Annotated in this window: 21 protein-coding genes; 4 read left to right on the top strand and 17 right to left on the bottom strand. The window is 67.5% G+C overall.

Features of this window, described 5'->3' with window-relative positions; genetic code table 11:
* Nucleotides 1-8 precede the first annotated feature (8 nt).
* Entirely contained in the window at nucleotides 9-443 is a 435-nt protein-coding gene (locus ACX40Y_RS06800; protein ID WP_459118885.1) for a cupin domain-containing protein, read from the top strand.
* Nucleotides 444-948: 505 nt separating this feature from the next.
* Here ACX40Y_RS06800 and ACX40Y_RS06805 read toward each other — a convergent pair.
* The 12 genes from ACX40Y_RS06805 to uvrA form a co-directional block, all read right to left on the bottom strand.
* Nucleotides 949-1,374, bottom strand: a complete 426-nt coding sequence (locus tag ACX40Y_RS06805; protein ID WP_459118780.1) for an OsmC family protein — start codon at nucleotides 1,372-1,374, stop codon at nucleotides 949-951.
* Between the two features lie 69 nt (nucleotides 1,375-1,443).
* Nucleotides 1,444-1,860, bottom strand: coding sequence for a glycine zipper 2TM domain-containing protein (locus tag ACX40Y_RS06810; RefSeq protein WP_459118781.1), 417 nt, complete (start codon nucleotides 1,858-1,860; stop codon nucleotides 1,444-1,446).
* A 67-nt stretch (nucleotides 1,861-1,927) separates the two neighbouring features.
* Nucleotides 1,928-2,317: a hypothetical protein gene (locus ACX40Y_RS06815; RefSeq protein WP_459118782.1), complete on the bottom strand. Its 390-nt coding sequence runs from the start codon at nucleotides 2,315-2,317 to the stop codon at nucleotides 1,928-1,930.
* Between the two features lie 76 nt (nucleotides 2,318-2,393).
* Nucleotides 2,394-2,564, bottom strand: coding sequence for a hypothetical protein (locus ACX40Y_RS06820; RefSeq protein ID WP_459118783.1), 171 nt, complete (start codon nucleotides 2,562-2,564; stop codon nucleotides 2,394-2,396).
* 216 nt (nucleotides 2,565-2,780) lie between these two features.
* Nucleotides 2,781-2,981 carry a hypothetical protein gene (locus ACX40Y_RS06825; protein WP_459118784.1) on the bottom strand — a complete coding sequence of 67 codons (201 nt, stop codon included), beginning with the start codon at nucleotides 2,979-2,981 and terminating at the stop codon, nucleotides 2,781-2,783.
* A 74-nt stretch (nucleotides 2,982-3,055) separates the two neighbouring features.
* On the bottom strand, nucleotides 3,056-3,268 hold the full coding sequence (locus ACX40Y_RS06830; protein WP_459118785.1) for a cold-shock protein: 213 nt from the start codon (nucleotides 3,266-3,268) through the stop codon (nucleotides 3,056-3,058).
* Nucleotides 3,269-3,388: 120 nt separating this feature from the next.
* Nucleotides 3,389-4,681: a hypothetical protein gene (locus ACX40Y_RS06835; protein ID WP_459118786.1), complete on the bottom strand. Its 1,293-nt coding sequence runs from the start codon at nucleotides 4,679-4,681 to the stop codon at nucleotides 3,389-3,391.
* Nucleotides 4,682-4,970: 289 nt separating this feature from the next.
* Nucleotides 4,971-5,366, bottom strand: coding sequence for a cupin domain-containing protein (locus tag ACX40Y_RS06840; protein WP_459118787.1), 396 nt, complete (start codon nucleotides 5,364-5,366; stop codon nucleotides 4,971-4,973).
* Nucleotides 5,367-5,373: 7 nt separating this feature from the next.
* Nucleotides 5,374-5,571 carry a type II toxin-antitoxin system RelB family antitoxin gene (relB, locus tag ACX40Y_RS06845; RefSeq protein WP_459118788.1) on the bottom strand — a complete coding sequence of 66 codons (198 nt, stop codon included), beginning with the start codon at nucleotides 5,569-5,571 and terminating at the stop codon, nucleotides 5,374-5,376.
* Nucleotides 5,572-5,843: 272 nt separating this feature from the next.
* Nucleotides 5,844-6,038, bottom strand: a complete 195-nt coding sequence (locus tag ACX40Y_RS06850; protein WP_459118789.1) for a DUF433 domain-containing protein — start codon at nucleotides 6,036-6,038, stop codon at nucleotides 5,844-5,846.
* Between the two features lie 125 nt (nucleotides 6,039-6,163).
* Complete coding sequence (locus ACX40Y_RS06855; RefSeq protein ID WP_459118790.1) at nucleotides 6,164-7,249, bottom strand: TIR domain-containing protein; 1,086 nt, start codon at nucleotides 7,247-7,249, stop codon at nucleotides 6,164-6,166.
* 61 nt (nucleotides 7,250-7,310) lie between these two features.
* Nucleotides 7,311-10,241 (bottom strand): excinuclease ABC subunit UvrA, encoded by a 2,931-nt coding sequence (gene uvrA / locus ACX40Y_RS06860; RefSeq protein WP_459118791.1) that lies wholly within the window; start codon nucleotides 10,239-10,241, stop codon nucleotides 7,311-7,313.
* A 208-nt stretch (nucleotides 10,242-10,449) separates the two neighbouring features.
* On the opposite strand from uvrA, the gene ACX40Y_RS06865 reads away from it, so the two are divergent.
* Entirely contained in the window at nucleotides 10,450-11,613 is a 1,164-nt protein-coding gene (locus tag ACX40Y_RS06865; protein ID WP_459118792.1) for a hypothetical protein, read from the top strand.
* Between the two features lie 19 nt (nucleotides 11,614-11,632).
* On the opposite strand, the gene ACX40Y_RS06870 is transcribed toward ACX40Y_RS06865, so the two are convergent.
* Nucleotides 11,633-11,911 (bottom strand): UvrB/UvrC motif-containing protein, encoded by a 279-nt coding sequence (locus ACX40Y_RS06870; protein WP_459118793.1) that lies wholly within the window; start codon nucleotides 11,909-11,911, stop codon nucleotides 11,633-11,635.
* Nucleotides 11,912-11,999: 88 nt separating this feature from the next.
* On the opposite strand from ACX40Y_RS06870, the gene ACX40Y_RS06875 reads away from it, so the two are divergent.
* Nucleotides 12,000-15,473: a class I SAM-dependent DNA methyltransferase gene (locus tag ACX40Y_RS06875; protein ID WP_459118794.1), complete on the top strand. Its 3,474-nt coding sequence runs from the start codon at nucleotides 12,000-12,002 to the stop codon at nucleotides 15,471-15,473.
* 107 nt (nucleotides 15,474-15,580) lie between these two features.
* The gene (locus tag ACX40Y_RS06880; protein WP_459118795.1) at nucleotides 15,581-15,934 is read left to right on the top strand and encodes a restriction endonuclease; all 354 of its coding nucleotides are present in this window, start codon (nucleotides 15,581-15,583) and stop codon (nucleotides 15,932-15,934) included.
* A 385-nt stretch (nucleotides 15,935-16,319) separates the two neighbouring features.
* On the opposite strand, the gene ACX40Y_RS06885 is transcribed toward ACX40Y_RS06880, so the two are convergent.
* The 4 genes from ACX40Y_RS06885 to ACX40Y_RS06900 form a co-directional block, all read right to left on the bottom strand.
* Nucleotides 16,320-17,693, bottom strand: coding sequence for a protoglobin domain-containing protein (locus tag ACX40Y_RS06885; RefSeq protein WP_459118796.1), 1,374 nt, complete (start codon nucleotides 17,691-17,693; stop codon nucleotides 16,320-16,322).
* A 206-nt stretch (nucleotides 17,694-17,899) separates the two neighbouring features.
* Complete coding sequence (locus tag ACX40Y_RS06890; RefSeq protein ID WP_459118797.1) at nucleotides 17,900-18,529, bottom strand: PEPxxWA-CTERM sorting domain-containing protein; 630 nt, start codon at nucleotides 18,527-18,529, stop codon at nucleotides 17,900-17,902.
* A gap of 255 nt (nucleotides 18,530-18,784) precedes the next feature.
* Nucleotides 18,785-20,101, bottom strand: a complete 1,317-nt coding sequence (locus ACX40Y_RS06895; RefSeq protein WP_459118798.1) for a surface lipoprotein assembly modifier — start codon at nucleotides 20,099-20,101, stop codon at nucleotides 18,785-18,787.
* On the bottom strand, nucleotides 20,098-22,584 hold the full coding sequence (locus ACX40Y_RS06900; protein WP_459118799.1) for a transferrin-binding protein-like solute binding protein: 2,487 nt from the start codon (nucleotides 22,582-22,584) through the stop codon (nucleotides 20,098-20,100). The genes ACX40Y_RS06895 and ACX40Y_RS06900 overlap by 4 nt, the downstream gene beginning before the upstream one ends.
* Nucleotides 22,585-22,612: the final 28 nt, after the last annotated feature.

A 22,612-nucleotide genomic window follows, 5' to 3' on the forward strand; every position in this document is an offset into this window, starting at 1 on the left:
GGATGCGAATGGACGAGGCGCGGCGGATCATCGAACAGCTTGGCCTCGCGCCGCATCCCGAGGGCGGCTGGTATCGCGAGACCTGGCGGGGCGCATCGGCGGACGGCGGGCGCGGGGTGGGCACGGCGATCCTGTTCCTGCTCGAACAGGGTGCCCGGTCGCACTGGCACCGGGTGGATGCGGAGGAGCTGTGGTTCTGGCACGCCGGATCGCCGATCGAGCTGCGGATCGCGGCGAGCGGGGACGAGCGTGCCGGGGACGCGATCATCCTCGGCGGCGATGTGACCGGCGGCGAGGCGCCGCAATGCCGGGTGCCCGCCCATTGCTGGCAGTCGGCGGAAGCGCCGCGGGGCTGGGCGCTGGTGAGCTGCGCGGTGGTGCCGGCGTTCGATTTTGCCGGTTTCGAGCTGGCGGCGCCGGGCTGGGCACCGGGCGGCGGATAGGGCCGGTTTATCCCCGTTATCCACGTTATCAACAGGTGGAACGGGCGCTTTCGCGCTTGGTGCGACTCGCCGGAGGTGAGACCATTCACTTGCAGACGATGCGATGGACAATGAGAAATCATCGGAAATTCAACGGCCTGCACGGACATATCGGGACTGGTGCCATTCGGAAACCGTGCCGACATGCCCGAAAGGCGAAACGAGGCGACGGGTTGTCCGCAACCTGATTGCAATCGAACGCCGACCGTCTTTTCCGCCGCCGACCGGCGAACGGAGAAGCGGGTCGCAAAAGGAAATGCCGCTGCTCAGCCAGCGGCGCTTCTGAAGGCGACCGACGCAGCGCCCGTGCTCCTTGCCGACGCGGGTGGTGCATGCCGCCGACACCGGGCGATGGATGCCATCCGGCATCCGTGGTCGAGGCCGGCGACCGGGGGGCTGGCAGCGATGCCGGTCCCCCTTTTTGATGTCGCCGGCGGACGACGGACGGCGGCGGCGCCCCGATCGATCAGGCGAGCTGCCAGTCGAGCGTGATCTCTGCCTTGAGCAATTTCGATACCGGGCAATTCTGCTCCGCGTCCTTTGCCAGCCTGGCGAACTGGGCCTCGTCGATCCCCGGCACCTCTGCCTTGAGCGACAGCGCCGAGCGGGTGATGGTGAAGCTGTCGCCATCCTTGTCCAGCGTCACGGCGGCAGTGGTTTCCAGCGTGCCGTCGTCGAACCCGGCCTGGGCCAGTGCGAAGCTGAGCGCCATGGTGAAGCAGCCGGCATGGGCGGCGGCGATCAGTTCCTCTGGGTTGGTGCCCTTTTCGTCGGCGAAGCGCGTGTTGAAGCCGTAGGGCGTCGCATCGAGCACGCCCGACTGGCTGGTCAGCTGGCCTTTGCCGGGCTTGCCGAAGCCGGTGTAGCGGGCGGTGGCGGTGCGGGTCGTCATCGTCGGTTCCTCCCGGTTCGGGCATGCCGGCGGGCGCGGCCGATGGCGGCCCGCCGGCAGTCGCTCAGATCAACGGCACTTCACCTGGTCACGCTCGATCGCCCGGCCCGCGGCGGCACCGGCGGCGGCGCCGAGCAGCGTACCCAGCGTCTGCGAGCCGCCCGGGGCGATCAGGTTGCCGAGCACGCCGCCGGCAACGCCGCCGACGATCAGGCCGGTGGTGCCATCCGGGCGGCGGCAATAATAGCGGCCGTCACGACCACGGTAGATACGGTCGTCCTGCGACAGGCGGCGCTCGCGGTAGCGGCGGTCGTCGCGGTAGTAGCGGTCGGCTTCATAGCCGTTGTACGAGGGATCGGGGCGGTTCCAGTCATAGTTGCGGTAGCCGCCATAGCTGGCGGAGCTGGTGCCGCCATAGCCGTCGCCCATGCAGCCCGAAACCATCGTCGCCGCGGCGGCGGCGAGGCCAATCGACAGAATACGCATTGTTCTTGTCTCCCTTGAAAGCGTGGAACGCCAATGTTCGGCGGGGCCGGAAAGTTGCGTGCGACCTTCAGGAGGGGGCGGCGTCGAGGCGGCGGAGATCGTCGGCCTGGCCGGCGACGAGGGTGGGGGCGGCGGCGCCGGCCAGGGCCGGACGGAGGGCGTCGCGCTCCGCGGCGGGGACGGGGGCGGTGGGATCGGGGCGGAACGCCTCGATCGCCCGCTCGCTGCCATCGGGGTGGCGAGCGCCGGTGAGATCGGTGGGGACGGTGCCCGGTTCCGCGGCGCTGCGGCGGCGGAGGGCGAACACGCCGGCGACCAGCGCGCCGAGCGCGGTGGCGCCGGCCAGCGCGGCGGCGGCGAGGCCGGTGCGGCTCGGCGAGCGCGCGGCGGCCTGCTTGGCCTTGGTGCTGGACCGGGTGGTCCGTTTTTTCGTGGCCGGGGTCTTGGTGGCGGGCATCGGGGGTTCCTGAAGTTGAAGGGGTTGTGCCCCGTCAACGGCCAGGCCGGCCCGCCGTTCCGGCTAGACAGTCAGATCAGCCGAGCACTTCCATCACCGCGGCCCGGGCGATGCGGCGCTGCGCCGCGGCCTGGAGCGGGGTGGGCTTGCCGCGGCGGCGGGCAGACGTGCCGGCGGCCAGCGGGAAGATCGACGAAGTCGGCGTGCGGGTGATCTGGGTTTCCTGAATACGATCGAAGAAGTTCATTCTATTCCTGTTTTTTCTCTTTATCATTTGCAGTCGGCGCCCGGGACGGGCGGATGCACGGCGGCGAGGGGCGCGCAAACGCCCCGGACTGGTGACATGCAGAACCGACAAGACGCGAGCGGGTTCCGTAACGAACCACGGCCGGCACATCGAAGGTGCGGCAGCTGCGTCTGGATAGAGAGATGGGGCCCGCGACCCCAACATTCAAGCCCGGCGTCAGTCGACCAGCGCGCTCGCGGCCTGCTTCGCCGCTTCGTTGCGGGCCCGTTCGGTCGCGACGCGCTCGGCGCGGACGGCCATCGCTTCCCACGCAGCCTGCGAGCGCAGATGGCGGTCGCGGACATTGTCGAGATCGCTGCCGGCCGCGAGGGCACCCGCTTCGTCGGCACGGGCACGGAAGAGTTCGCTATCGGTCATCACATGCTCCCGCGAGGTTTGAGGATCGTCGAAACGAAAACGGCGGCACCGGGAGGGTGCCGCCGTCTGGAACTTCAGTCTGCCGCCTGGAGGTTGATCGCGGCCATCTTGCCGCGACGATCCTCTTCGAGCTCGTAGCTCACGCGCTGGTTCTGCTGCAGCGTGATCATGCCCGCGCGCTCGACCGCGCTGATATGGACGAAGGCGTCGTTGCCGCCCGTATCCGGCGCGATGAAGCCATAGCCCTTGTCGGCATTGAAGAATTTGACGGTGCCGGTGATGCTCATACGTTTTCCTTCGATTGTCGGCGCCCCGCGTGTGGGAAGCCTCGTGCTTCAGGGGCAGGGAAAGAAGGAAAGCGGAGCCGCAAAGCACCAGTAACCGACGATTTGCGACTGTAGCAGCCCCTATGTGGGCGCATGCGGCGCCGATTGCAATGCCGCGCCCGCCGATTGCGCCCGGCCGCGCCGCCGCGACGACGGCTTGCGCGCCGGCTTTGCCGCGCGCTTGCGCTGCGGCTTGGCACGCGCGCGGGGCTTGGGCGCGGGGCCGGCGGAGCGCGTGGGCGGCAGGGACGGGGGCGGCGGCGGGGGCGCGGCGGGCAGCGCGGGCGCGTCATCGACCTCTTCGACGATGACGCCATCGGCGAACCAGGCATCGCGCAGCCGCTCGGCCTCGGCCAGCTTCGCCTCGCGGGCGGCGCGCAGCGGCCCTTCGATCACCTCCAGCTCGTCGGACGAGAGCGTGCGCGAATAATCGGGGTCGCCATACTCGCCCTCCTCATGGCCATAGAACAGCGGATCGGGCGGGAAGCTGGTGCGCCATTCGCACAGCTCGCTGTCCCACCAGACCGGCGCGCCATCGGGATTGTCGGCCTGTCTAAGTTGCCAAAGTTCACACTCGTGCGCGTATTGCGGCGCGGGGGCATCGGCGGCGGCGGGCGGCGGCGCGAGGACGAGCAGCCCCGCCGCCTCGGCCCGCGCCCATTGCTCGGCGGTCCAGTGCGCGCGCTGCGCCGGATCGAGATCGGCAAGATCGGCGGTGTCCGCGCCGTCCCCGCCCGCGCCGCCGCTGCGCAGCCAGGCATCGGCGCGGGCGAGCGCGCGCAGCGGGGCGAGATCGTCGGCCGCCGCCGCGCCCTCCAGCCGCTGGGCGAGGAACAGCCCGGCACGCGCCGCGCCGCCGCCGCGTTCGATCAGCGCGAGAAACTGGTCGAACTCGCCCGCGACGAGCCGCGCGGCGGCATGATCGACCGCGCCGGCATCGCCATCGGCCAGCCGGTCGAGCCGGGTGAGCATGTGCATCGCCAGCCGGTTGTCGTGGCGCTGGCGGGTGAGGGTGGAGCCATCGGGCCGGGTGATCGTCTCGACGCTGCCATGCACGGCGCGCTCGATCAGCCGATCCGCCAGATGCTCGCGCGCGAGCAGCAGCGCCGCCTGCCACGCGACCGCGAACGCCGCCCCCGCCGCCGATCGCCGCAGCGCATAGGCCGAGCTGGTGGACATGCCGGCGGCGTCGCAGGCGGTGGTGATGGTGTGCCCTTCGGACAGCAGCTTGAGGAACAGCGCCTGCCGCTCGGGCGTCCAGCCATCCTGCCGCTCGCGCCGCGCGGGGATCGGGCCGGTATCGACCAGTTCGTCGAGGCAGAACAGATCGTCGCCCCCGGGATGCGAGGCGAGGATTTCGACATGGCGGGTCATGGTGCGTCTCCTGGAAGGCCAAGGCGACTTGCCAGATATGCCGAAACAGGGGGTGTAGGACAGGGTTTTGTTGTTGGTTTGTTCTTTTTGGGGGCGGGAGAGGGTGAGCGGCGCGGCGCGCCGCGCGATTTGCGCTGCAAATCGCCCCCTCACCCTTCCCACCGCCTCGGGCGGCGGGCCCCTCCCCTCTCCCACAAGGGGAGAGGGTGCAGGGCGCCGCTTCTCCCTCTCCCCTTGTGGGAGAGGGAGGGAGCCGCGAAGCGGCGGAAGGGTGAGGGGGCCTTGGGGCTCAGCGCGGCCGGTGGGTGGTGCCGATGCCGGGGGTGATGAAGATCGCGGTGCAGGTCTCGCCCGACGCGACATCGGCGGTGTGCCATGTCCCCGGCGGGTTGATGGCATAGTCGCCGGGCGCGAGCGTCACGCGCTCGCTGCTGCCATCGGCATGTTCCTGGTGGAGCGTGCAGGCGCCCGCCGTGCAGATCACGAGTTCCGCGCCGTGCGGGTGCATCTCCCAGCTATCCCAGCTTTCCGCGAAATCGAACTGCGAGACGAGGCGGCCGTCGATCCCGTCGGCTTCGTGGCGGGCGATATACGCGTCGTACCAGTCCGGGCCGGTGAAGTCGGGCTCGACGCTGGCGCTGGCGGCGCGGCCGAGATGGGCGGGGTTGGTGGGGAGGTGGGGCATGGGGGCGTCAGTCCTGCGGCTTTTTGTGCCGGTCGAGTATCGCCTGTACCCGCGCCATGACGACCTCGTGCGGGATGCTGGGTCGGGGGTCGGCGAGCGCCTTCTCGATCTTGGCGCGGAACCATGCGTCATAGGCTTCCGGCGAGGGGATCGGCCCCGGCGGCGCGTAATCGGAGTCCGGGAAGTCGGAGTCGTCTTCGGGCATGGCCGGAGGATATCGCGAACCGGAAGAAGGAAGAAGGGTTTTGCGCGCAAAGGCGCAAAGGCGCGGAGGCGCGGAGGCGCGAAGAGGGGGGCGCGAAGCCACGTCGATGCTTCGGGGCAGGCGATCGCGATCCGCCACGACACGCCGTCATCCCCGCGAAGGCGGGGATCCATTGGCGCTGAATGGGCGGTTCTTTCCCCGGCGCACAGGGCAATGGATTCCCGCCTTCGCGGGAATGACGGTGGATGGGAGAAGCCGCCGAGGCGGCCGTTTCAAATTTGGGGGTTACTTGGCGGCGACGGATAGGCGCGGCAGACGCGGACGAGGTACGGAAAGTCCGCGAGCAGTTCCTCGACGCTGACGCCATCCGCCAGCGCATCCAGCACGTCGCTGACGCGCATCCGGGTACCGGCGACGATCGGCCGGCCGCCGCAGACTTGTGGGTCGATGATGATGCGCGTGGTCATGTGGTGAAGATGCGAGTTGCAGCGCGAGGCGTCAAGGAAGTCGAGGTCGGTGGAGCCGAGTTCGGTATTGTGTCCCCGGACCTCCAGGCGTCAGAAAGTCAAGCCAGAATATTTGGCGTGCTATCTCAGCTAGGAAGGAGATTTTCTCGCCTCAAAACCGCCCTAATATCCTCGAAAACTGCCGAAATTCGGTTTGCAGGAAACCTGATCTGTCCTAATCCAACTATATTTGTGAACTCCTCACACCCGTCCTCTAAAAGTACTATGGCACGTTCATTTCCGAGCTTGCCCTGAAATAGTCCAACCTCGTGTATAACATTCTGCCGCGCTACTCTCTTCCCATCGCCTGTCTCGTCCTCGGCAGTCATTATAAGAAAGGCGAAGGATGCGTTGCTTAACATTTCGGAAAGTCGTGCTGTGGTGCTAATCCCTGCGGTTGAAACTCTGCCGAACTCTTCAACATCCAATCGAAGGGTGTCTTTTATAAAGTCCTTTAGCTCACGCCAGACTGGTGAACGGCCATGGCCAATAAAAATGGTCTGACCTGAGCCTGGGGTATGCACTGGCGACTTGAACGACTCACGCCGAGCAAGATGCGCAGCACACTGGCGAGAAAGTTCCATAAGTCGTTCCGCATGGTCGACTAGGGAGCTTATAGAGAGGGCGTCCGCCCACACCTCTTGATGTGGCGCAAGTCTAGTCCCCTGTGATATTGCAAGAGTATCGCGGGATATCTTTCGGCCCGAAGGGTGCAGCATCGTTCTAGCGGAATCTGCTGAAAGCGGCTGCAAGCCTTTTATCTCACTTAGACTCTCGTTAATAAAGTCGTCAGAATTTACTTCTGTTACAATCGTAAGAATAGAAATTATGTCGCGTCGTAACGCTCCAAACTGCTTTAGCAAATTGCGACATGGTCGGTCAAAGTCATTAGGTGACACTCCGGCTCGCCGATTAATTTCATTTTTGACTTCTAACGGCTGAAATTCCTCGAAGCCGGGATGGCTGGAAGGGCCAAAATGTCGCTCCAGGCCCCATTCAGGACTGAATTTTGCTCCCGCTGGAGGTGGATTAAGTTCTCTATAATAAACGTTCGCATGATATCCAAGATTGGAGCCGCTCCAAGCATCTTGAATAGCGGCGCAGACCTCAGTGAGTTTAACTATTTTATCCTGCGATATCGAGGCCTCAAAATCTTTGATCGCGTCACCCATCGTATCCGACGCTAAATAGAGTTCCTTTGCGGCATCCACTGTCTTAATCCCCCTATGAAGCTCACTCCGCCGCCACCTTCCCCGCCTTCGCCTTCCGCGGCTTGAGCAACGGCGCCAGATACCGCCCGGTGTAACTACCCGCCACCTTCGCCACCTGCTCCGGCGTGCCTTCGGCGACGATCTCGCCGCCCTTCACGCCGCCTTCGGGCCCCAGGTCGAGGATCCAGTCGGCGGTCTTGATGACGTCGAGATTGTGCTCGATCACCACCACCGTGTTGCCCTGCTCGACCAGCGCGTGGAGCACTTCCAATAGCTTGCGCACATCCTCGAAGTGCAGGCCCGTGGTGGGTTCGTCGAGGATGTACAGCGTCTGCCCGGTGGCGCGGCGCGCCAGTTCCTTGGCGAGCTTCACCCGCTGCGCCTCGCCGCCCGACAGCGTCGTCGCCTGCTGGCCGACCTTCACATAGCCGAGGCCCACTTCGGCGAGCATCGCCATGCGGTCGCGGATCGGGGGCACGGCCTTGAAGAACTCGACCGCGTCTTCCACCGTCATGTCGAGCACGTCGGCGATCGACTTGCCCTTGAACTTCACCTCCAGCGTCTCGCGATTGTAGCGCGCGCCGTGGCACACGTCGCAGGTGACATAGACGTCGGGGAGGAAGTGCATCTCGATCTTGAGCACGCCGTCGCCCTGGCACGCCTCGCACCGGCCGCCCTTGACGTTGAAGCTGAACCGGCCGGGCTTGTAGCCGCGCGCCTGCGCCTCGGGGAGGCCGGCGAACCAGTCGCGGATGTTGGTGAAGGCGCCGGTATAGGTCGCCGGGTTCGAGCGCGGGGTGCGGCCGATCGGCGACTGGTCGATGTCGATCACCTTGTCGCAATGCTCGAGCCCGGTGATCCTGTCGTGCTTGCCGGCGAGCAGGCGCGCGCCGTTGAGCTGGCGCGCCGCCGAGGCGTAGAGCGTGTCGAGCGTGAAGCTGGACTTGCCCGAGCCCGAGACGCCGGTGATGCAGGTGAAGGTGCCGAGCGGGATGCTGGCCGTCACGCCCTTCAGGTTGTTGGCGGTGGCGTTGTGGACGGTGATCTTCTTGCCATTGCCCTTGCGGCGCTTGGGCGGCACGGCGACTTCGCGGGTGCCGTTGAGATAGTCGGCGGTGATGCTGCCTTCGGTGGCGAGCACCTCGTCGAGCGTACCCTTGGCGACGATCTCGCCGCCATGGACGCCGGCGCCCGGCCCCATGTCGATCACATAGTCGGCGGTGCGGATCGCATCCTCGTCATGCTCGACGACGAGCACGGTGTTGCCGAGGTCGCGGAGGCGCTTGAGCGTGGCGAGCAGCATGTCGTTGTCGCGCTGGTGCAGGCCGATCGAGGGCTCGTCGAGCACGTAGAGCACGCCCGACAGCCCGCTGCCGATCTGGCTGGCGAGGCGGATGCGCTGGCTCTCGCCGCCGGACAAGGTGCCGGAGGTTCGATCGAGGTTGAGATAGTCGAGCCCGACATTGTTGAGGAAGCCGAGCCGCTCGTCGATTTCCTTGAGGATCGCGCGGGCGATCTCGCGCTGCTGGGGCGTGAAGGTCTCGGGCAGCGTCTGGAAGAAGCCGAGCGCGTCGACCACCGAGAGGCGGGTGGCATAAGCGATGTCCTGCCCGGCGACCTTCACCGCCAGCGCCTCGGGCTTGAGGCGCGCGCCGCCGCACACCTCGCAGGGGTGCGACGCCTGGTACTTGCCCAGCTCCTCGCGCATCCAGGCGCTTTCGGTCTGCAGCATGCGGCGGTTGAGGTTGCCGATCACGCCCTCGAACGGCTTCTTGACGTCGTAGCTCTTGCGGCCGTCGATGAAGGTGAGGGTGACCGGCTTGCCGCCGGTGCCGTGGAGGATGATGAGCTTCACTTCGCCGGGCAGGTCCTTCCACGGCGTATCGAGGCTGAAGCCGAACTCGCGGGCGAGGCTGCCCAGCACCTGCATGTAATAGGGCGAGGGCGGGTTGGACTTGGCCCAGGGCACCACCGCGCCCTTCTTGATGCTGAGATCGTGGTTGGGGACGACAAGGTCCTCGTCGAACTCGAGCTTCTCGCCGAGGCCGTCGCACGCCGGGCAGGCGCCCTGGGGGGCGTTGAACGAGAACAGCCGCGGCTCGATTTCGGGGATGGTGAAGCCGGAGACCGGGCAGGCGAACTTCTCCGAGAAGACGATGCGGTTCGGCGGGATGCCCGCGCCCTTCATCGCGCCGCCCGAACTGGCCTCGTCCTCGCGGCCGGGAACGACGGCGTCCACCAGGTCGACATAGGCCAGCCCCTCGGCCAGCTTGAGCGCGGTCTCGAAGCTTTCGGCCAGCCGGGTGGCGATGTCGTCGCGCACCACCAGGCGATCGACCACCACCTCGATGTCGTGCTTGAACTTCTTGTCGAGCGCCGGGGCTTCCTCGATCAGATACATCTCGCCGTCGATGCGGACGCGGCTGAAGCCGGCCTTCTGCCACTCGGCGAGTTCCTTGCGATACTCGCCCTTGCGCCCGCGCACCACGGGGGCGAGCAGCAGCAGCCGGGTACCCTCGGGCAGCGCGAGCACGCGGTCGACCATCTGGCTTACCGTCTGCGCGGCGATCGGCAGGCCGGTGGCGGGGGAGTAGGGCACGCCGACCCGCGCCCAGAGCAGGCGCATGTAATCGTAGATCTCGGTGACCGTCGCCACCGTCGAGCGCGGGTTGCGGCTGGTGGTCTTCTGCTCGATCGAGATGGCGGGGCTGAGGCCCTCGATATGCTCGACATTGGGCTTCTGCATCAGCTCGAGGAACTGGCGCGCATAGGCCGAGAGCGATTCGACATAGCGGCGCTGCCCCTCGGCATAGATGGTGTCGAAGGCGAGGCTCGACTTGCCCGACCCCGACAGCCCGGTGATCACCGTCAGCGTGTCGCGGGGAATGTCGATGTCGACGCCCTTGAGGTTGTGCTCGCGCGCGCCGCGGACGGAGATCGTGGTGAGTGCCATGAGTGAGGGTTCTAGCTTTGTTCTGAACGGAGTTCCAGAGGGGAGATAGGAAGCGGCACGCGCATCCGCCACCTGTCCGCAAGGGGAGGGATGGGCGCTGTCGGACCGGTGAAGAAACGGCTTGCGGACAACAAGAAAAACCGACAACAGACGCAAATAATCGCAGCAGGTTGCGTGTCGCTGCATTGGCCTTTTGGGGGACAGGCAAATGAAGCGCATTGTGACCGCCATAGCGGCGGCGGCGATCCTGGTGACGCCGGGTTGCACCGTCATCGTCAAGGAAACGCGGTACACCGGCGGCTATCCCGGCCACATCCTCGACAAGCGGACGTTCAATGCATCGCAATCGAAGCGGCTGACGCTGCTTCGCGCGACGATCATCCTGGCGATGGCCGCCGACATGGGGCGCACGACGGTGAGCGGCCAGGACGGCGACGTCTTTGCCCAGCTGCTCGAAAGCGCGGCAGACGAGATCAACTATGCCGCCGCCGACCTGTTCGAGGGCGCGTGCCGGACCACCGATCCGGACCGCCCGGCCCCAATGCCCAGCGCAGCGCCGACGCCCACGCCCACGCCCACGCCCACGCCCACGCCATCACCGGCGCCCAGCCCGACGCCCATCGCCGTCGATTATGACAGCGATGCCGGTTGCAGCGGATTCTATGAGAATTTCGAGGCGAACATTCCGCTGATCGAGGCGCGGATCATCAAGGTGATGCTCGCCGCGCTGCCCGCCGAGCGCGCGCGCAAGTTTCTGGAGGATGTGAGCAAGGGCAATGTGATGGGCGCGGCGTGGAACGCGGCGCGCGCGGCCGGGGCGATCGCCGGCGGGATGCATGTCGGCTTCGCCCGCTATCGTTCGGGGCTGGAGACGGTGGCGGCGGGCGTCGAGGCGTGTCGAGGGGGCGTAGGCCGGTTCGACGCCGCGGAGATGACGGTGGTGCAGGCGGCCAAGTGCCTGGGGCTTTCGGAAAACGACCTGTTCAGCAACCCTGACGAGATCAGCGCCGGCGACCTGAAATGGGCCACGATCCGCCCGCGCGCGTTCCTGATGCTGATGCGCGGCATCGCGGCGGATTGCGTCGCACTGAGCTTCAGCGGCAACGGCGGGGATTTGAAGACAAGTCAGGGCATCCGGCAAACATCGTGCAATGCGATCGGCTTCCAGCCCCGGCCCCGCCCGTATCGCTTCACGCAGGGATCGGACCCGCAGGAGGATGCGCCGATCGCCAATGGCTCGCTGCCGTTACCGCAGCCCACCCCGACACCGACCCCGACGCCGACACCGTCCGCGAGCCCGACACCGGGAGGCGCGCCCGTGCCGGATGCGACGCCGACGCCCGGCGCGTCACCGGCGCCCGCCGAGGGCTGAGCGCCAATCCTCGCCGCGTTCACCGCCCCCGGCGATTGCGCCCGGCGGTCATCGGATCGGGCTTGGGCGGGGGCGTCCAGCCGGGCGGGGGCGCGGGGCGGGCGCGGCTGGTGCCGAGGCCCATCGCGCCGGGCTGTTGCCGGGTGAGCCCGCGCGTATCGGCCGCCGCCGCCGCATCGCCATCCGCCCCGCCGCGCAGCAACGCGATCCGATCGCGCAGCCGCCGCGCCTCCTCATACTCCATCGCCTCGGCGGCTTCGTGCATCCGGGCGGTGAGCGTGGCGATGCTTTCGTCCATGCCGGGCTGAACGGACGAGGCGGGGGGAAGTGCCGCAGGTGCTTGAGGTGAGGGCGTTTCACCGCCAAAGAAGGGCGGGGGAGATGCCGTGACCATCGACGAGTTTATCGCCAAGTGGCAGGTTTCGGGCGGCAATGAACGCGCGAACACGCAGCTGTTCGTCAGCGACCTGTGCCACCTGCTGGGGGTCGAGCCGCCCCAGCCGACGCTATCCGACACGCAGCGCAACGATTATGTGTTCGAGCGCCACGTCATCAAGAACGAGATCGACGCGCCGCCGACCAATGGCTGGATCGACTGTTACAAGCGCGACTGCTTCATCCTGGAGGCCAAGCAGGGCAGCGCCGCCGACATCGCCGCCGTCGATGCGGGCGAAAATGCCGCGATGCGCGACTTTTTCGGCCAGACCGCGATCGACCGGTTCAAGCGCGGCATGGCCAAGCGCGGCACCGGCCAATGGACCGGCGCGATGCAGCGCGCCGCCAGCCAGGCCGAAGGCTATGCCAAGAACCTGCCGCGCGACCATGGCTGGCCGCCGTTCCTGCTGGTCACCGATGTCGGATACTGCATCGACGTCTATGCCGATTTCCAGCGCAGCGGCAAAGGCTACGCCCCGTTCCCCGACCGGCGGCGATACCGCATCACGCTGGACGACCTGCGCGACGCGGAGGTGCGCAAGCGGCTGGCGGCGGTGTGGACGACGCCGATGGCGCTCGACCCCTCGGCAGAGGCGGCGCGCGTCACCCGCGAGATCGCCACGCTGCTCGCCGAACTGGCCAAGGACATCGAGGCGCGCGAACAGAATGCGGACCGTGTCGCCGCGTTCCTGATGCGGTTGCTGTTCACGATGTTCGCCGAAGATACCGGGCTGATCCCGAAGAAGAGCTTCAGCGCGCTGCTCAAGAAGACCCGCGAGCGGCCCGAACTGCTGCCGCAGCAATTGAGCCAGCTGTGGGAGGCGATGGACAAGGGCGGCCTTGCCTTCGGGCTGGGCGAGGCGGGCGAGACGGTCCGCCGGTTCAACGGCTATCTGTTCAAGGACACGACGGCGCTGCCGGTCACGAGCAAGGAGATCGACATCCTGATCGCCGCCGCCGCCGCCGACTGGCGACAGGTGGAGCCGGCGATTTTCGGTACGCTGCTGGAACGCGCGCTGAACACGAAGGAGCGCGCCAAGCTGGGCGCGCACTATACCCCGCGCGCCTATGTCGAGCGGCTGGTGGGGCCGACCATCCTGGAGCCGCTGCGCGCCGATTGGGAAGGCGCCCGCACCGCCGCGACGCTGGCCGCCGAAGCGGGCGAGCGCGAGGAGGCGCGGCGGATCGTCGAGACGTTCCACACCAAATTGGCCGCGACCAAGGTGCTCGACCCCGCCTGCGGCACCGGCAACTTCCTCTATGTCGCGATGGCGCGGATGAAGGAGCTGGAGGGCGAAGTGCTCGAACTGCTCGATGCGCTGGGCGACGAGCGCTATCTGGCCGAGCTGGAAGGCCATACGATCACGCCCGAGAATTTCCTCGGCATCGAGATCAACCCGCGCGCGGCGGCGATCGCGCAGCTGGTGCTGTGGATCGGATACCTGCAATGGCATTTCCGGGTGAACGGCGAGGACCGGATGCCCGAGCCGCCGGTGCTGCGCGACGTGCGCACGATCGAGAATCGCGACGCGCTGATCGAATGGGACCGCCGCGAACTGGAGCGCGATGCGAACGGCGTACCGGTGACGCGCTGGGACGGCGAGACGATGAAGTTGCACCCCGTAACGGGCAAGCCGGTGCCCGACGAAAGCGCGCGGGTGGAGCTGTATCGCTATGTGAACCCGCGCGCGGCGAAATGGCCCAAGGCGGATTTCATCGTCGGGAATCCGCCGTTCATCGGCAACAAAAGGATGCGGGACCGGCTCGGAGACGGATATTTCTTAGCTCTGCGGCGGTCATGGCCCAAAGTGCCTGGCGACGCTGACTTCGTGATGTATTGGTGGTTTGCAGCCGCTTTAAGAGCTCGCGGGTCTGTCAGGCGCTTCGGTTTCATAACCACCAACAGCATCAATCAGGCCTCTAGCAGGGCGGTAATTGAAACCGCGATGCACAGCATACCTCCGGTATCGCTGGTCTTCGCGGTTCCAGATCACCCTTGGGTTGATCCTGAAACTGACGCTGCGGTACGCGTGGCAATGACTGCCGCCGAAGTTGGTGTTTTACCTGGCCGAGTACTGTCGATTATTGCTGAGGCTCGTGCAGATGGCTACGGCGATAGTCTAAAATTCCAAGAATTGCGTGGGCGGATAAACGCTGATCTGCGTATAGGTGCAAATGTACCGTCTGCTCGACCATTGCGGTCGAACATGGGCGTGTCATTCATGGGCATGATCCCGCTAGGTAGTGGATTCAGAGTCATGCCGACGGACTTCGAGAGCCTGCAAATTACATCAGGTCATTTGTCGCAAGTCGTGAAGCCATACCTCAACGGCAGAGCACTCACAAGAAATGAGCAACCTGAATACGTAATAGATCTTTTTGGCCTTTCTGCAGCTGAGGTGGAACGACGTTATCCTGTTTTGTTTCAGCACCTTTTGAACACGGTAAAGCCGTTTAGGCAGCAGTCCAAGAGAGCGAGCTATCGAGATAACTGGTGGTATTTTGGTGAACCTCGTCCTGCCATGCGTAAGGCGCTAGTGGGAATGGATAGATATATTGCAACTACGGAGACCGCTCGGCATAGAATATTCAGCTTTATTGGAAATCATATCGTTCCCGATCAAAAGATTCGTGTTTTAGCTTTTGCGGATGCTTTAATTTTGGGCATTCTTAGCAGTAAAGCTCATGTCCTGTGGGCAGACGCGGCCGGGGCGCGGCAAGGTGTGGGGAACGATCTCGTTTATAATACTACTACCTGCTTCGACCCCTTCCCCTTCCCCGACACCTCGGACGAAGCCCTGAAAGCCCGTATCCGCGATGCCGCCGAGCGGCTGGATGCGCTGCGCAAGGACGTGCTGGCCCGGCACGACGACCTGACGCTCACCAAGCTGTACAATGTGCTGGAGGCGCTGCGCGCCGCCGAGCGGGCGGGGACGGTGCTGGGGCCCAAGGACCGCGACATTGCCGAGCGCGGCTGTGTCTCGCTGATCCGCCAGTATCACGACGCGATCGATGCGGGCGTGGCGGAGGCCTATGGCTGGCCGGTCGACCTGAGCGACGCGGACATCCTGGAGCGGCTGGTGGCGCTCAACAAGGAGCGGGCGGCGGAGGAAGCCAGGGGCAAGGTCCGCTGGCTGCGCCCCGATTTCCAGGCGCCGGGATACCAAGCCCCGGCCGAACAGGCGAAGCTGGCGCTCGACGCCCCGCAAAAGGCCAGGGCCGAGGCGCTGGAATGGCCGGGCGCGCTGCCCGACCAGGTGGTGGCGGTGGCGAGCGTGGTGGCGCGCTCTGCCCGGCCGGTGGCGGCGAACGACGTCGCCCGCGCCTTCAAGGGCAAGCGCGCCACCAGCGTGCTGCCGGTGCTCGACGCGCTGGCCGGCATGGGCCGCCTGCGCAAGCTGGAGGATGGCCGCTACGCGGCGTGAGCGGCGCGTGAGGGGGCTTCGGGCGGTGTCCCTTGCCGGGCGCCGCCTCCACCATGCTTCGCATGGTCCCCCTCCCCGTTCCGGGGAGGAATGGGGGTGTGCCCAGGATGTCGACGGGGCGTTCGGGCGATGGCGGGATCGACGGCACCGGCGTGCTCAACGTCAAGCTGATCAGCTTTCACGTGCTGTTCCAGTGCAAGCGCTACAAGGGATCGGTTTCCTCGCCCACGGTGCGCGACGTTCGTGGGGCGATGCAGGCGCGCGCCGACAAGGGGCTGATCATCACCACCGGCAGCTTCACCGCCGACGCGAAACACGAGGCGCGGCGCGACGGCGCCCCCGCGATCGACCTGATCTACGGCGAGCGGCTGTGCCAGCTGCTGAAGGATTCGGCGCTGGGCGTGACGGTGGAGATGGTGGAGAAGGTGACGGTGCTGCCGGCGTTCTTTGCGGAGATTTGAGGGGGCTATGAGCGGCGTCCCTTGCCGGGCGCCCCCTCCACCACCGCCTTCGGCGGCGGTCCCCCTCCCCGTGCCGGGGAGGAATGGGGGTGTTCCTTGCCGGGGGCCCCTCCCTGTGCCGGGGAGGAATGGGTGAGGCCGCCCCCGCGCTTACGTCCGAAACGTTTCCGGGTATCTGCCGGCAGCGCTCGATGCACGACCTCGGCGACGGGATAGCAGTCGGGGTGGGGTGAGGCGAGGGGGCTTCGGGCGGCGTCCCTTGCCGGGGGCCCCTCCACCATGCTTCGCATGGTCTCCCTCCCCGTGCCGGGGAGGAATGGGGAGTGTCCCTTATCGGGGGGGCGCCGACCTGCGCACGCCCCCTCCGCGGGCCGGGGGGGAATGGTCAGGCGGCGATGGTGGCGAGGGCCTTTACGGTGGCGCGGTTGCCCGGGGTGGGGGCGGGGGTGCCGTCGTTGAGGCTGTTGGCCTGACGCGCCAGCCGGTCGACCTCGCGCGCCAGATTCTGCGCCGCGGCCGAGGTTTGCTCCACCATCGCCGCATTCTGCTGGGTGGCGCGGTCCATTTCGCCGATCGTCGTCGAGACTTCGGTGATCGCGCCCGCCTGGGCCTGATTGTCGCTCGCCATCTGCGCGAGCAGTTCGTTGACGGTGCCGACATCGCCCGAAATGTTCGAGAGTGCGCCGTCGACCTTTTCGACCATGCCGACCGCGGCGACGATATCCGCCTGGGTGGCGGTGAGCTGATCGCGGGCGCGGCCGGCTTCTTCTTCCGCACGCATCGCCAGCGCCGAGACGAGATCGGCGACGACCGCGAAGCCGCGGCCCGCCTCGCCCGCGCGGCCGGCCTCGACCGCGGCGTTCATCGCGAGGACGCGCGTCTGGAAGGCGATCTTGTCCAGCCCCTCGATCACGCTGTCGATGCCCTTGGCGCTATCGGACACGCGCTCCATCGCCTGCACCGCCTGTTCGGTGATGGTGCGGCCGGTATCGACGGTGGCCTTGGCGCCGTCGGCGCGCTCGACGGTGCGGCGGGCATTGCCGGCGGTGGCCTTGAGCCGCTGGTCCATCTCCTGCACCGAGGCGGCGGTCTGGGCGAGGCTGGCGGCGTTCGCTTCGGTGCGGCGGGCGAGATCGCCCGAGGCGGCGGCGATCTCCTGCGAGCCGGTCTTGATCGCGCCGACGGTCTCGTTGATCGTATCGAGCAGGCCGGCAAGCGCCTTTTCGCGGGCCTCGAGCGCGGCCATCGCCTCGGCGCGGCCGGCCTGTTCCTGCTCGAAATAGATCGAGACCGACATTTCGAGATCGATCAGCGCGGCGGTGACGATCGCGCGGAGACGATCGAAGCGCGCATCGGGCTTGCGACGGCCGAAGGGGAGGCGGGGGCCGGCGTCCATCGCGCCGATGCTTTCGATGAGCGAATCGAGGATGATCGCATAGGAGCCGATATACCATTGCGGGGTGAGGCCGATCTTGGCGTGGCGCGCGCCGATGCGGCGGACGCGATCGACATAATCGCTGTCGAACGCGGCGCCGGAGAGATGCGACCAGTGATCGGCCTGGAGCTGCTTGGCCTTGGCGATGTGCGACTGGCCGGAGAACATGCGCGCGGTTTCGGGATGCGCGGCGATCTGGGTGTAGAGCCGGTCGAGCGCGGGGACCATCGCCGCCTGGATCGTGTCGCGCGCCTCGGCAAGGAGCGCGCGCTTGTCTGCGGTGTAGCCGACGAAATCGAGACGGGTGGCGAGTTCGGGGTGCATGGGCGGACTCCGGAATATGCGCAGGGCATTTCCGGGATTATAGCCGGGCGGCCGGGCGGCGGCGGTGCGCGCACCCCTGTCCCTTGGGTCATTCCGGATGCGTACGGAGGCTGGACGGATGGTGCGGATGCGGCCCCGGGGAAGCAAAAGGCGCCGCCGGATGATCCGGCGACGCCTTTCCCCAGGCAATCCTTGGCCGTGGCCGTTCAGGCGGTGGCGTAGGTAACCTTCGTGCTGCGACGGCGGAGCGCGGCGCCCGCCAGGCCGAAGCCACCGATCAGCATCCCCCAGGCGGCCGGTTCCGGCACGCCGGTGGGCGCGGAATAGTAGAAGTCACCGAAGGCGAAGTCGGCATCGGTGGTCGAGATGGTGAAGCTGGAGACGCCGCCGCCATTCCAGCCGAAGAACAGCGCGCCGCCGTCACCATTGACGAGCTGCTGGACGCTGCCGCCGCCGGTGAGCGTGAGCTGGATCAGGAACACGTCGAAGGTGTTCGGTTCGGCAAAGAAGCCGAAGTTCGACGTGGTCGGCGCGATGTTCACCGTGATGCTGTTCGCGCCATTGGTGTAAAGCACCTGATCGGTATAGCCGCCGGACCAGGTGCCCCAGCCGTCGCCGATCGTGCGGACGTTGACCGGCGCGCCGAAGGTGAGCGTCGGCCCGCCATCGAGCATCACCGAACCGATGTCGTTGAAATTGTCACCATAGATCGTGTCACGGGCATAGGTGCCGGCGACCGCCTGCCAGGTGGCGAGATCGGTGGCGAGCGTCTGCGCGAATGCCGGCGATGCACAAATTGTGCTGGCCAGCAGAGCGGTGCCAAGAATTCTCTTCATCTTGCATCCCCCAATTTGTGCGATAATTGCAGCCGGCATCATCCCGGCTGGTGACGTTGGATAGTATACGAAATGTAAACCTCGTCAATTTCCATGATGATGGCTCGTCGCATCTTCGTCGTGCCATAATGGAGCGGCGATGTGCGATGACGCAGACTCCGCGCGCCGGCTTTTCGAGGAGGTTGTTGCTTCCCGTTGTGCGTGCTGGATTTTGGTCCGGGCGTGGCCGCGCGCCGGGCGGCGCGGCGGGCGCGATCAGAAGGCGCGGGTGAGGCCGATCGTCGCCGCCTTGCGGGCATAATCATAAAGGCCGACGCTCGATCGGTTGCGTTCCCACTCGAGTCGCACGATCGGCGCAAAGCCGTGGAACGCGAGTCGGCGGAAGGTGGCGCCGGCGCCGGCGCTCAGGTTCCAGTCGCGGCGGCGCTCGGGGAAGAGGAGGAGGCGGGCATCGCCCTCCAGCCGGCGCAGGCCGAGCGTGGCATAGACGGTGGTGCGGCCGAATTCGCGCCAGCCGAGCAGCGCGCCGCCGCCGGCGGCGGTGGCATAGCCGGGATCGCGCGCCGTCTGTCGCGTCGCGGTGAGCGTGACGCTGCCGCCCGAGCGTGCCGAGAAGGCGCGTTCATAGGCGATCGATCCGTTGAGCAGCAGGCCGTCCTGGAGCCCGTTGTCGCGATAGCGCGTGCCGGCGATCGTCGCGCTGGTGGTCAGTTGCCCGCGCGGGCCGACCGGATGCTGCCAGTCGATCGCGGCGGTGGCGGTGCGGGCATAGGCGCGGCCGCCATACCAGCGCTGCGTGCCGCCGAGCGACGGGCGCAGGCGATCGCGCCCCAGGCTCCATTCGAGCCCCACCAGCGCCGAGGCAGAGACGTCGTTGAAGCGGCCCTCGCGATAGAATTCGCCCTGGCCGGCGAGGCGGGGCACGAGCGACAGGCCGGGCGCGACGGGCAGGCGGGCATAGACCTGGCCGGCGGCGCGGGCGCCGATGCCCGACCGCTCGCGGGCGTCGCGCGACAACTGGAGCGGGGCGAGCACGGTATCGAGCGTCGCCGCATCGGTGGCGCGATTGATGTTGCTGTCCGGCACCAGCGCGACTTCGAGGCTGGCGCCCCAGGGCTTGCGCGAGCGCAGCGCGGCGGCGAACTGATCGACCAGCTGGGCGACCTGCGGCGGCAGGCCGGTCGCCTGGACCTGGCGCAGCTCGCGGCGGGCGGCGGCCTCGTCGCCCAGTTCGGTGAGCAGGCGGGCGAGTTCGAGCCGGACGCGCGCGGCATCGGGCTTTTCGTCGAGCAGCGCGCGATATTCGACCGCCGCGTCGCGCTTGCGGCCGAGCCGTTCGAGCAACTGGCCGAGGCGGAAGCGGGCCTCGGCGCGAACCTCGCCGTCGCGGTCCTTCGCCAGCGCGCGGTACATGGTCTCGGCCTCGTCGGGTTCGGCCCGCGCGGCGAGCGCGAACAGCCCGGCGGCCGAGACCTCGCGCTGCTGAGTCGCCTCGGCCTGGCCCTCGCCCTGGGCATGGGCCGCGGCCGGGGCGAGCAGGACCAGCCCGAACAGGGCGGCGCGGCGGATCACTCGCCCTTCGTGCCGATGGTCGCGCCCGAGAGCGTCGCCTGCGCGCCATTGGCGAGCGTGCGGACCGCATCGAACCTGGCGCCGATCTCGGCCGCGCCGCGGCCGAAGAACCAGCCGCTCAGCGTGCCGCTGCCGCCGCTCGCGGACAGCGCGCCGGTGAAGGCGTTGCCGGTCATCGCGCTCGACTGGAAGCCGAAGCTGCCGAAATCGACGCTGCCGCCGGTGCCGGTGCCGGTGATCGCGAGCGTGCCGGCGACGCTGGAGCGGCCGAAATCGACCGCGAAGCTGCTGCTGCCGCCGAGCGTGTAGCTGGCGTCGCCGATGCTGCCGCTGCCCTGGACGATGCCGGCATAGCTGGCGGTGCCGGTGCGGGGCATGTCGGTGGTGGCGGCGCCGAACGGCACCATCCAGCTGGCCATGTCGCTGCTGGTGGGGGCGGCGGCGAGATCGGCGAAGCTCGCATAGGTGAAGACGAGCGGGGTCGCCGCCGTGCGGCCGGCGGCGGTGGCCGAGGCGCTCGTTTGGGTGCCGGTGAGGCTGCCGGCGGCGATGTCGCCATCGCCATCGGTGAGCGAGAAGCTGGCGCCGACCTCTTCGGCGGTAGGTCCGTAGAAATGGCCGGTCAGGCTGCCGCTGTGGCTGCCGAGCAGCGACAGGCCGAGCGTGCCCGAAAAGGCGTTGGCGCTGCTGGCGATCGTGGCGCTGCCGGTGAAGCTGCCGTTGGTCGTGGTGGTGGTGCTGGTGGCGTCGGTATAGCTGGCGGTGGCGGTGCCGCTGGTGGTGATCGCGCCGGTGGCGAAGTTCGCGCCGAGCGTGCCGCTGCCCGACAGGGTAAGCAGGCCGGGCTGGCTGGCATCGGTCATCGCGCCGGCGAGCGTCACCGCATAGCTGGCCGATCCGGTGCGCGGCAATGCGCTGTCCGCCGTCTTGAGGCCATAGGCGAAGGCGTCGACCGAATAGCTGGAGACGCCGCCCGAGTTGATCGTGCGCGTCCAGCGGCCGGCGCGGACATAATGCGCGCCGCCGAGCGGATCGAGCACGAGCTGATCGGCGGCCTCGGGCGGGTTGGTGGGGGTGAAGACACGGCTGCGGCTGCCGGCGATCACGGTATAGTTGCCGGTCGTCGCGTCATAGCTGACGATCAGCGCGCCGGTGGCGCCCGAACGGCTGGTGGCGGCGCCGCTCGCATCGTCGTAGCTGGCCTGAAGCGCTGCGGTTTCGCTGACGAAGAACTGGCTGTTGCTGAGCGTATCGAGCGTGGCATCGCCGCCGAGCGCGCCGGTGTTGCGGCCGATCAGCACGCCGGCGGCGGCGCTGCCATTGGCGTTGGACGCGGTCCAGGCGGCGCCGACTTCCTCTGCATTGGGGCCATAGAAGCGGCCGTTGAGCGCGCCGTTCATCGTGCCGTCGGAGAAGTTGAAGCTGCCGGCGAAGCTGTTGGCGCTGCTGCTGAGCTGGGCCAGGCCGATGAAGCTGGAACTGGTGATGGTGGTGCCGGTGCTGGTATCGATTTCGTCGACGGTGCCGCTGGTGACGAGCTTGCCCGAGGCGAAATCGACCTGGAGCGTGCCGCTGCCCGACAGACTTTCGAGCACGCCATAGCCGAGCGCGCCGACCAGATCGACGGTGTAGTTGCCGCTGCCCGAGCGCGGCAGCGCGGCATCGGGGGTTTCGACGCCATAGCTGAACGAATCGAAGCGGAAGCTGGCATTGCCATCGGCGGTATAGTCCGCGCGCTGCCAGAAGCCGCCGCCGACATAGCGATAGGTGAGCGCGCCGCTGGTGCCCGGCAGCGTCAGCGACAGCGTGTAATCGCTGTTCGCCGTGCCGTGATAATAGACGTCGAGCACGCTGCTCGACTGCGCGGCGTCACGATCGCCGGGCAGGAAGGTTTCGGTGTTGACGCCGTCGCTGACCAGATAGCCGTTGGTGGCGGCATCATAGGCGATCGTCAGCCCGAGCCCCGCAGTGAGACAGCCGCACGAACTGGCATCGGCATAGAAGGTGCCGCTGAAGCCGGTGGCGTCGTTGTTGAAGCTTTCGCTGGCGGTGAGCGACAGCAGCGAGGTGTTGGTCGGCGCGCTCGGGGGAATGGGAGCGGGGGTTGGCGTGGGCGTGGGCGCCGGGGTTGGTGTTGGGGTGGGCGCGGGCGTTGGGGTTGGCGCCGGGGTCGGGGTGGGCGTCGGCGTCGGTGCCGGGGTGGGCGTGGGCGTGGGCGTGGGCGTGGGCGTGGGTGTCGGCGCCGGAGTCGGCGTGGGCGTCGGTGTCGGCGCAGGGGTCGGTGTCGGTGTGGGCGCCGGGGTCGGCGTCGGCGTGGGCGTCGCGCTGGGGTCCGGCGTTGGCGTCGGGGTTGGGGTCGGCGCGGGCGTGGGGTTGGGGGCGGTGGGGGTCGAGCCGACGCCGCCCCCACCACCGCCGCCGCTGCACGCGGCGAGAATGGCGAGGGCCGATGCCATTGTCGGCAACACCAGAGCGCGCTTCATCGGAGATCCCCTATAATACGCTGAACTA

The organism is Sphingomonas sp. RS6 (assembly GCF_054489705.1).

What these genes read in the sequence shown, in the direction of transcription:
- ACX40Y_RS06880 (WP_459118795.1), top strand. Translation starts at nt 15,581, where the DNA reads ATGTCGACGGGGCGTTCGGGCGATGGCGGGATCGACGGCACCGGCGTG.
- ACX40Y_RS06820 (WP_459118783.1), bottom strand. Translation starts at nt 2,564, where the DNA reads ATGAACTTCTTCGATCGTATTCAGGAAACCCAGATCACCCGCACGCCG.
- ACX40Y_RS06850 (WP_459118789.1), bottom strand. Translation starts at nt 6,038, where the DNA reads ATGACCACGCGCATCATCATCGACCCACAAGTCTGCGGCGGCCGGCCG.
- ACX40Y_RS06805 (WP_459118780.1), bottom strand. Translation starts at nt 1,374, where the DNA reads ATGACGACCCGCACCGCCACCGCCCGCTACACCGGCTTCGGCAAGCCC.
- ACX40Y_RS06900 (WP_459118799.1), bottom strand. Translation starts at nt 22,584, where the DNA reads ATGAAGCGCGCTCTGGTGTTGCCGACAATGGCATCGGCCCTCGCCATT.
- ACX40Y_RS06885 (WP_459118796.1), bottom strand. Translation starts at nt 17,693, where the DNA reads ATGCACCCCGAACTCGCCACCCGTCTCGATTTCGTCGGCTACACCGCA.
- relB (WP_459118788.1), bottom strand. Translation starts at nt 5,571, where the DNA reads ATGCCCGAAGACGACTCCGACTTCCCGGACTCCGATTACGCGCCGCCG.
- ACX40Y_RS06840 (WP_459118787.1), bottom strand. Translation starts at nt 5,366, where the DNA reads ATGCCCCACCTCCCCACCAACCCCGCCCATCTCGGCCGCGCCGCCAGC.
- ACX40Y_RS06870 (WP_459118793.1), bottom strand. Translation starts at nt 11,911, where the DNA reads ATGGACGAAAGCATCGCCACGCTCACCGCCCGGATGCACGAAGCCGCC.
- ACX40Y_RS06890 (WP_459118797.1), bottom strand. Translation starts at nt 18,529, where the DNA reads ATGAAGAGAATTCTTGGCACCGCTCTGCTGGCCAGCACAATTTGTGCA.
- uvrA (WP_459118791.1), bottom strand. Translation starts at nt 10,241, where the DNA reads ATGGCACTCACCACGATCTCCGTCCGCGGCGCGCGCGAGCACAACCTC.
- ACX40Y_RS06865 (WP_459118792.1), top strand. Translation starts at nt 10,450, where the DNA reads ATGAAGCGCATTGTGACCGCCATAGCGGCGGCGGCGATCCTGGTGACG.
- ACX40Y_RS06830 (WP_459118785.1), bottom strand. Translation starts at nt 3,268, where the DNA reads ATGAGCATCACCGGCACCGTCAAATTCTTCAATGCCGACAAGGGCTAT.
- ACX40Y_RS06855 (WP_459118790.1), bottom strand. Translation starts at nt 7,249, where the DNA reads ATGGGTGACGCGATCAAAGATTTTGAGGCCTCGATATCGCAGGATAAA.
- ACX40Y_RS06825 (WP_459118784.1), bottom strand. Translation starts at nt 2,981, where the DNA reads ATGACCGATAGCGAACTCTTCCGTGCCCGTGCCGACGAAGCGGGTGCC.
- ACX40Y_RS06835 (WP_459118786.1), bottom strand. Translation starts at nt 4,681, where the DNA reads ATGACCCGCCATGTCGAAATCCTCGCCTCGCATCCCGGGGGCGACGAT.
- ACX40Y_RS06800 (WP_459118885.1), top strand. Translation starts at nt 9, where the DNA reads ATGGACGAGGCGCGGCGGATCATCGAACAGCTTGGCCTCGCGCCGCAT.
- ACX40Y_RS06815 (WP_459118782.1), bottom strand. Translation starts at nt 2,317, where the DNA reads ATGCCCGCCACCAAGACCCCGGCCACGAAAAAACGGACCACCCGGTCC.
- ACX40Y_RS06810 (WP_459118781.1), bottom strand. Translation starts at nt 1,860, where the DNA reads ATGCGTATTCTGTCGATTGGCCTCGCCGCCGCCGCGGCGACGATGGTT.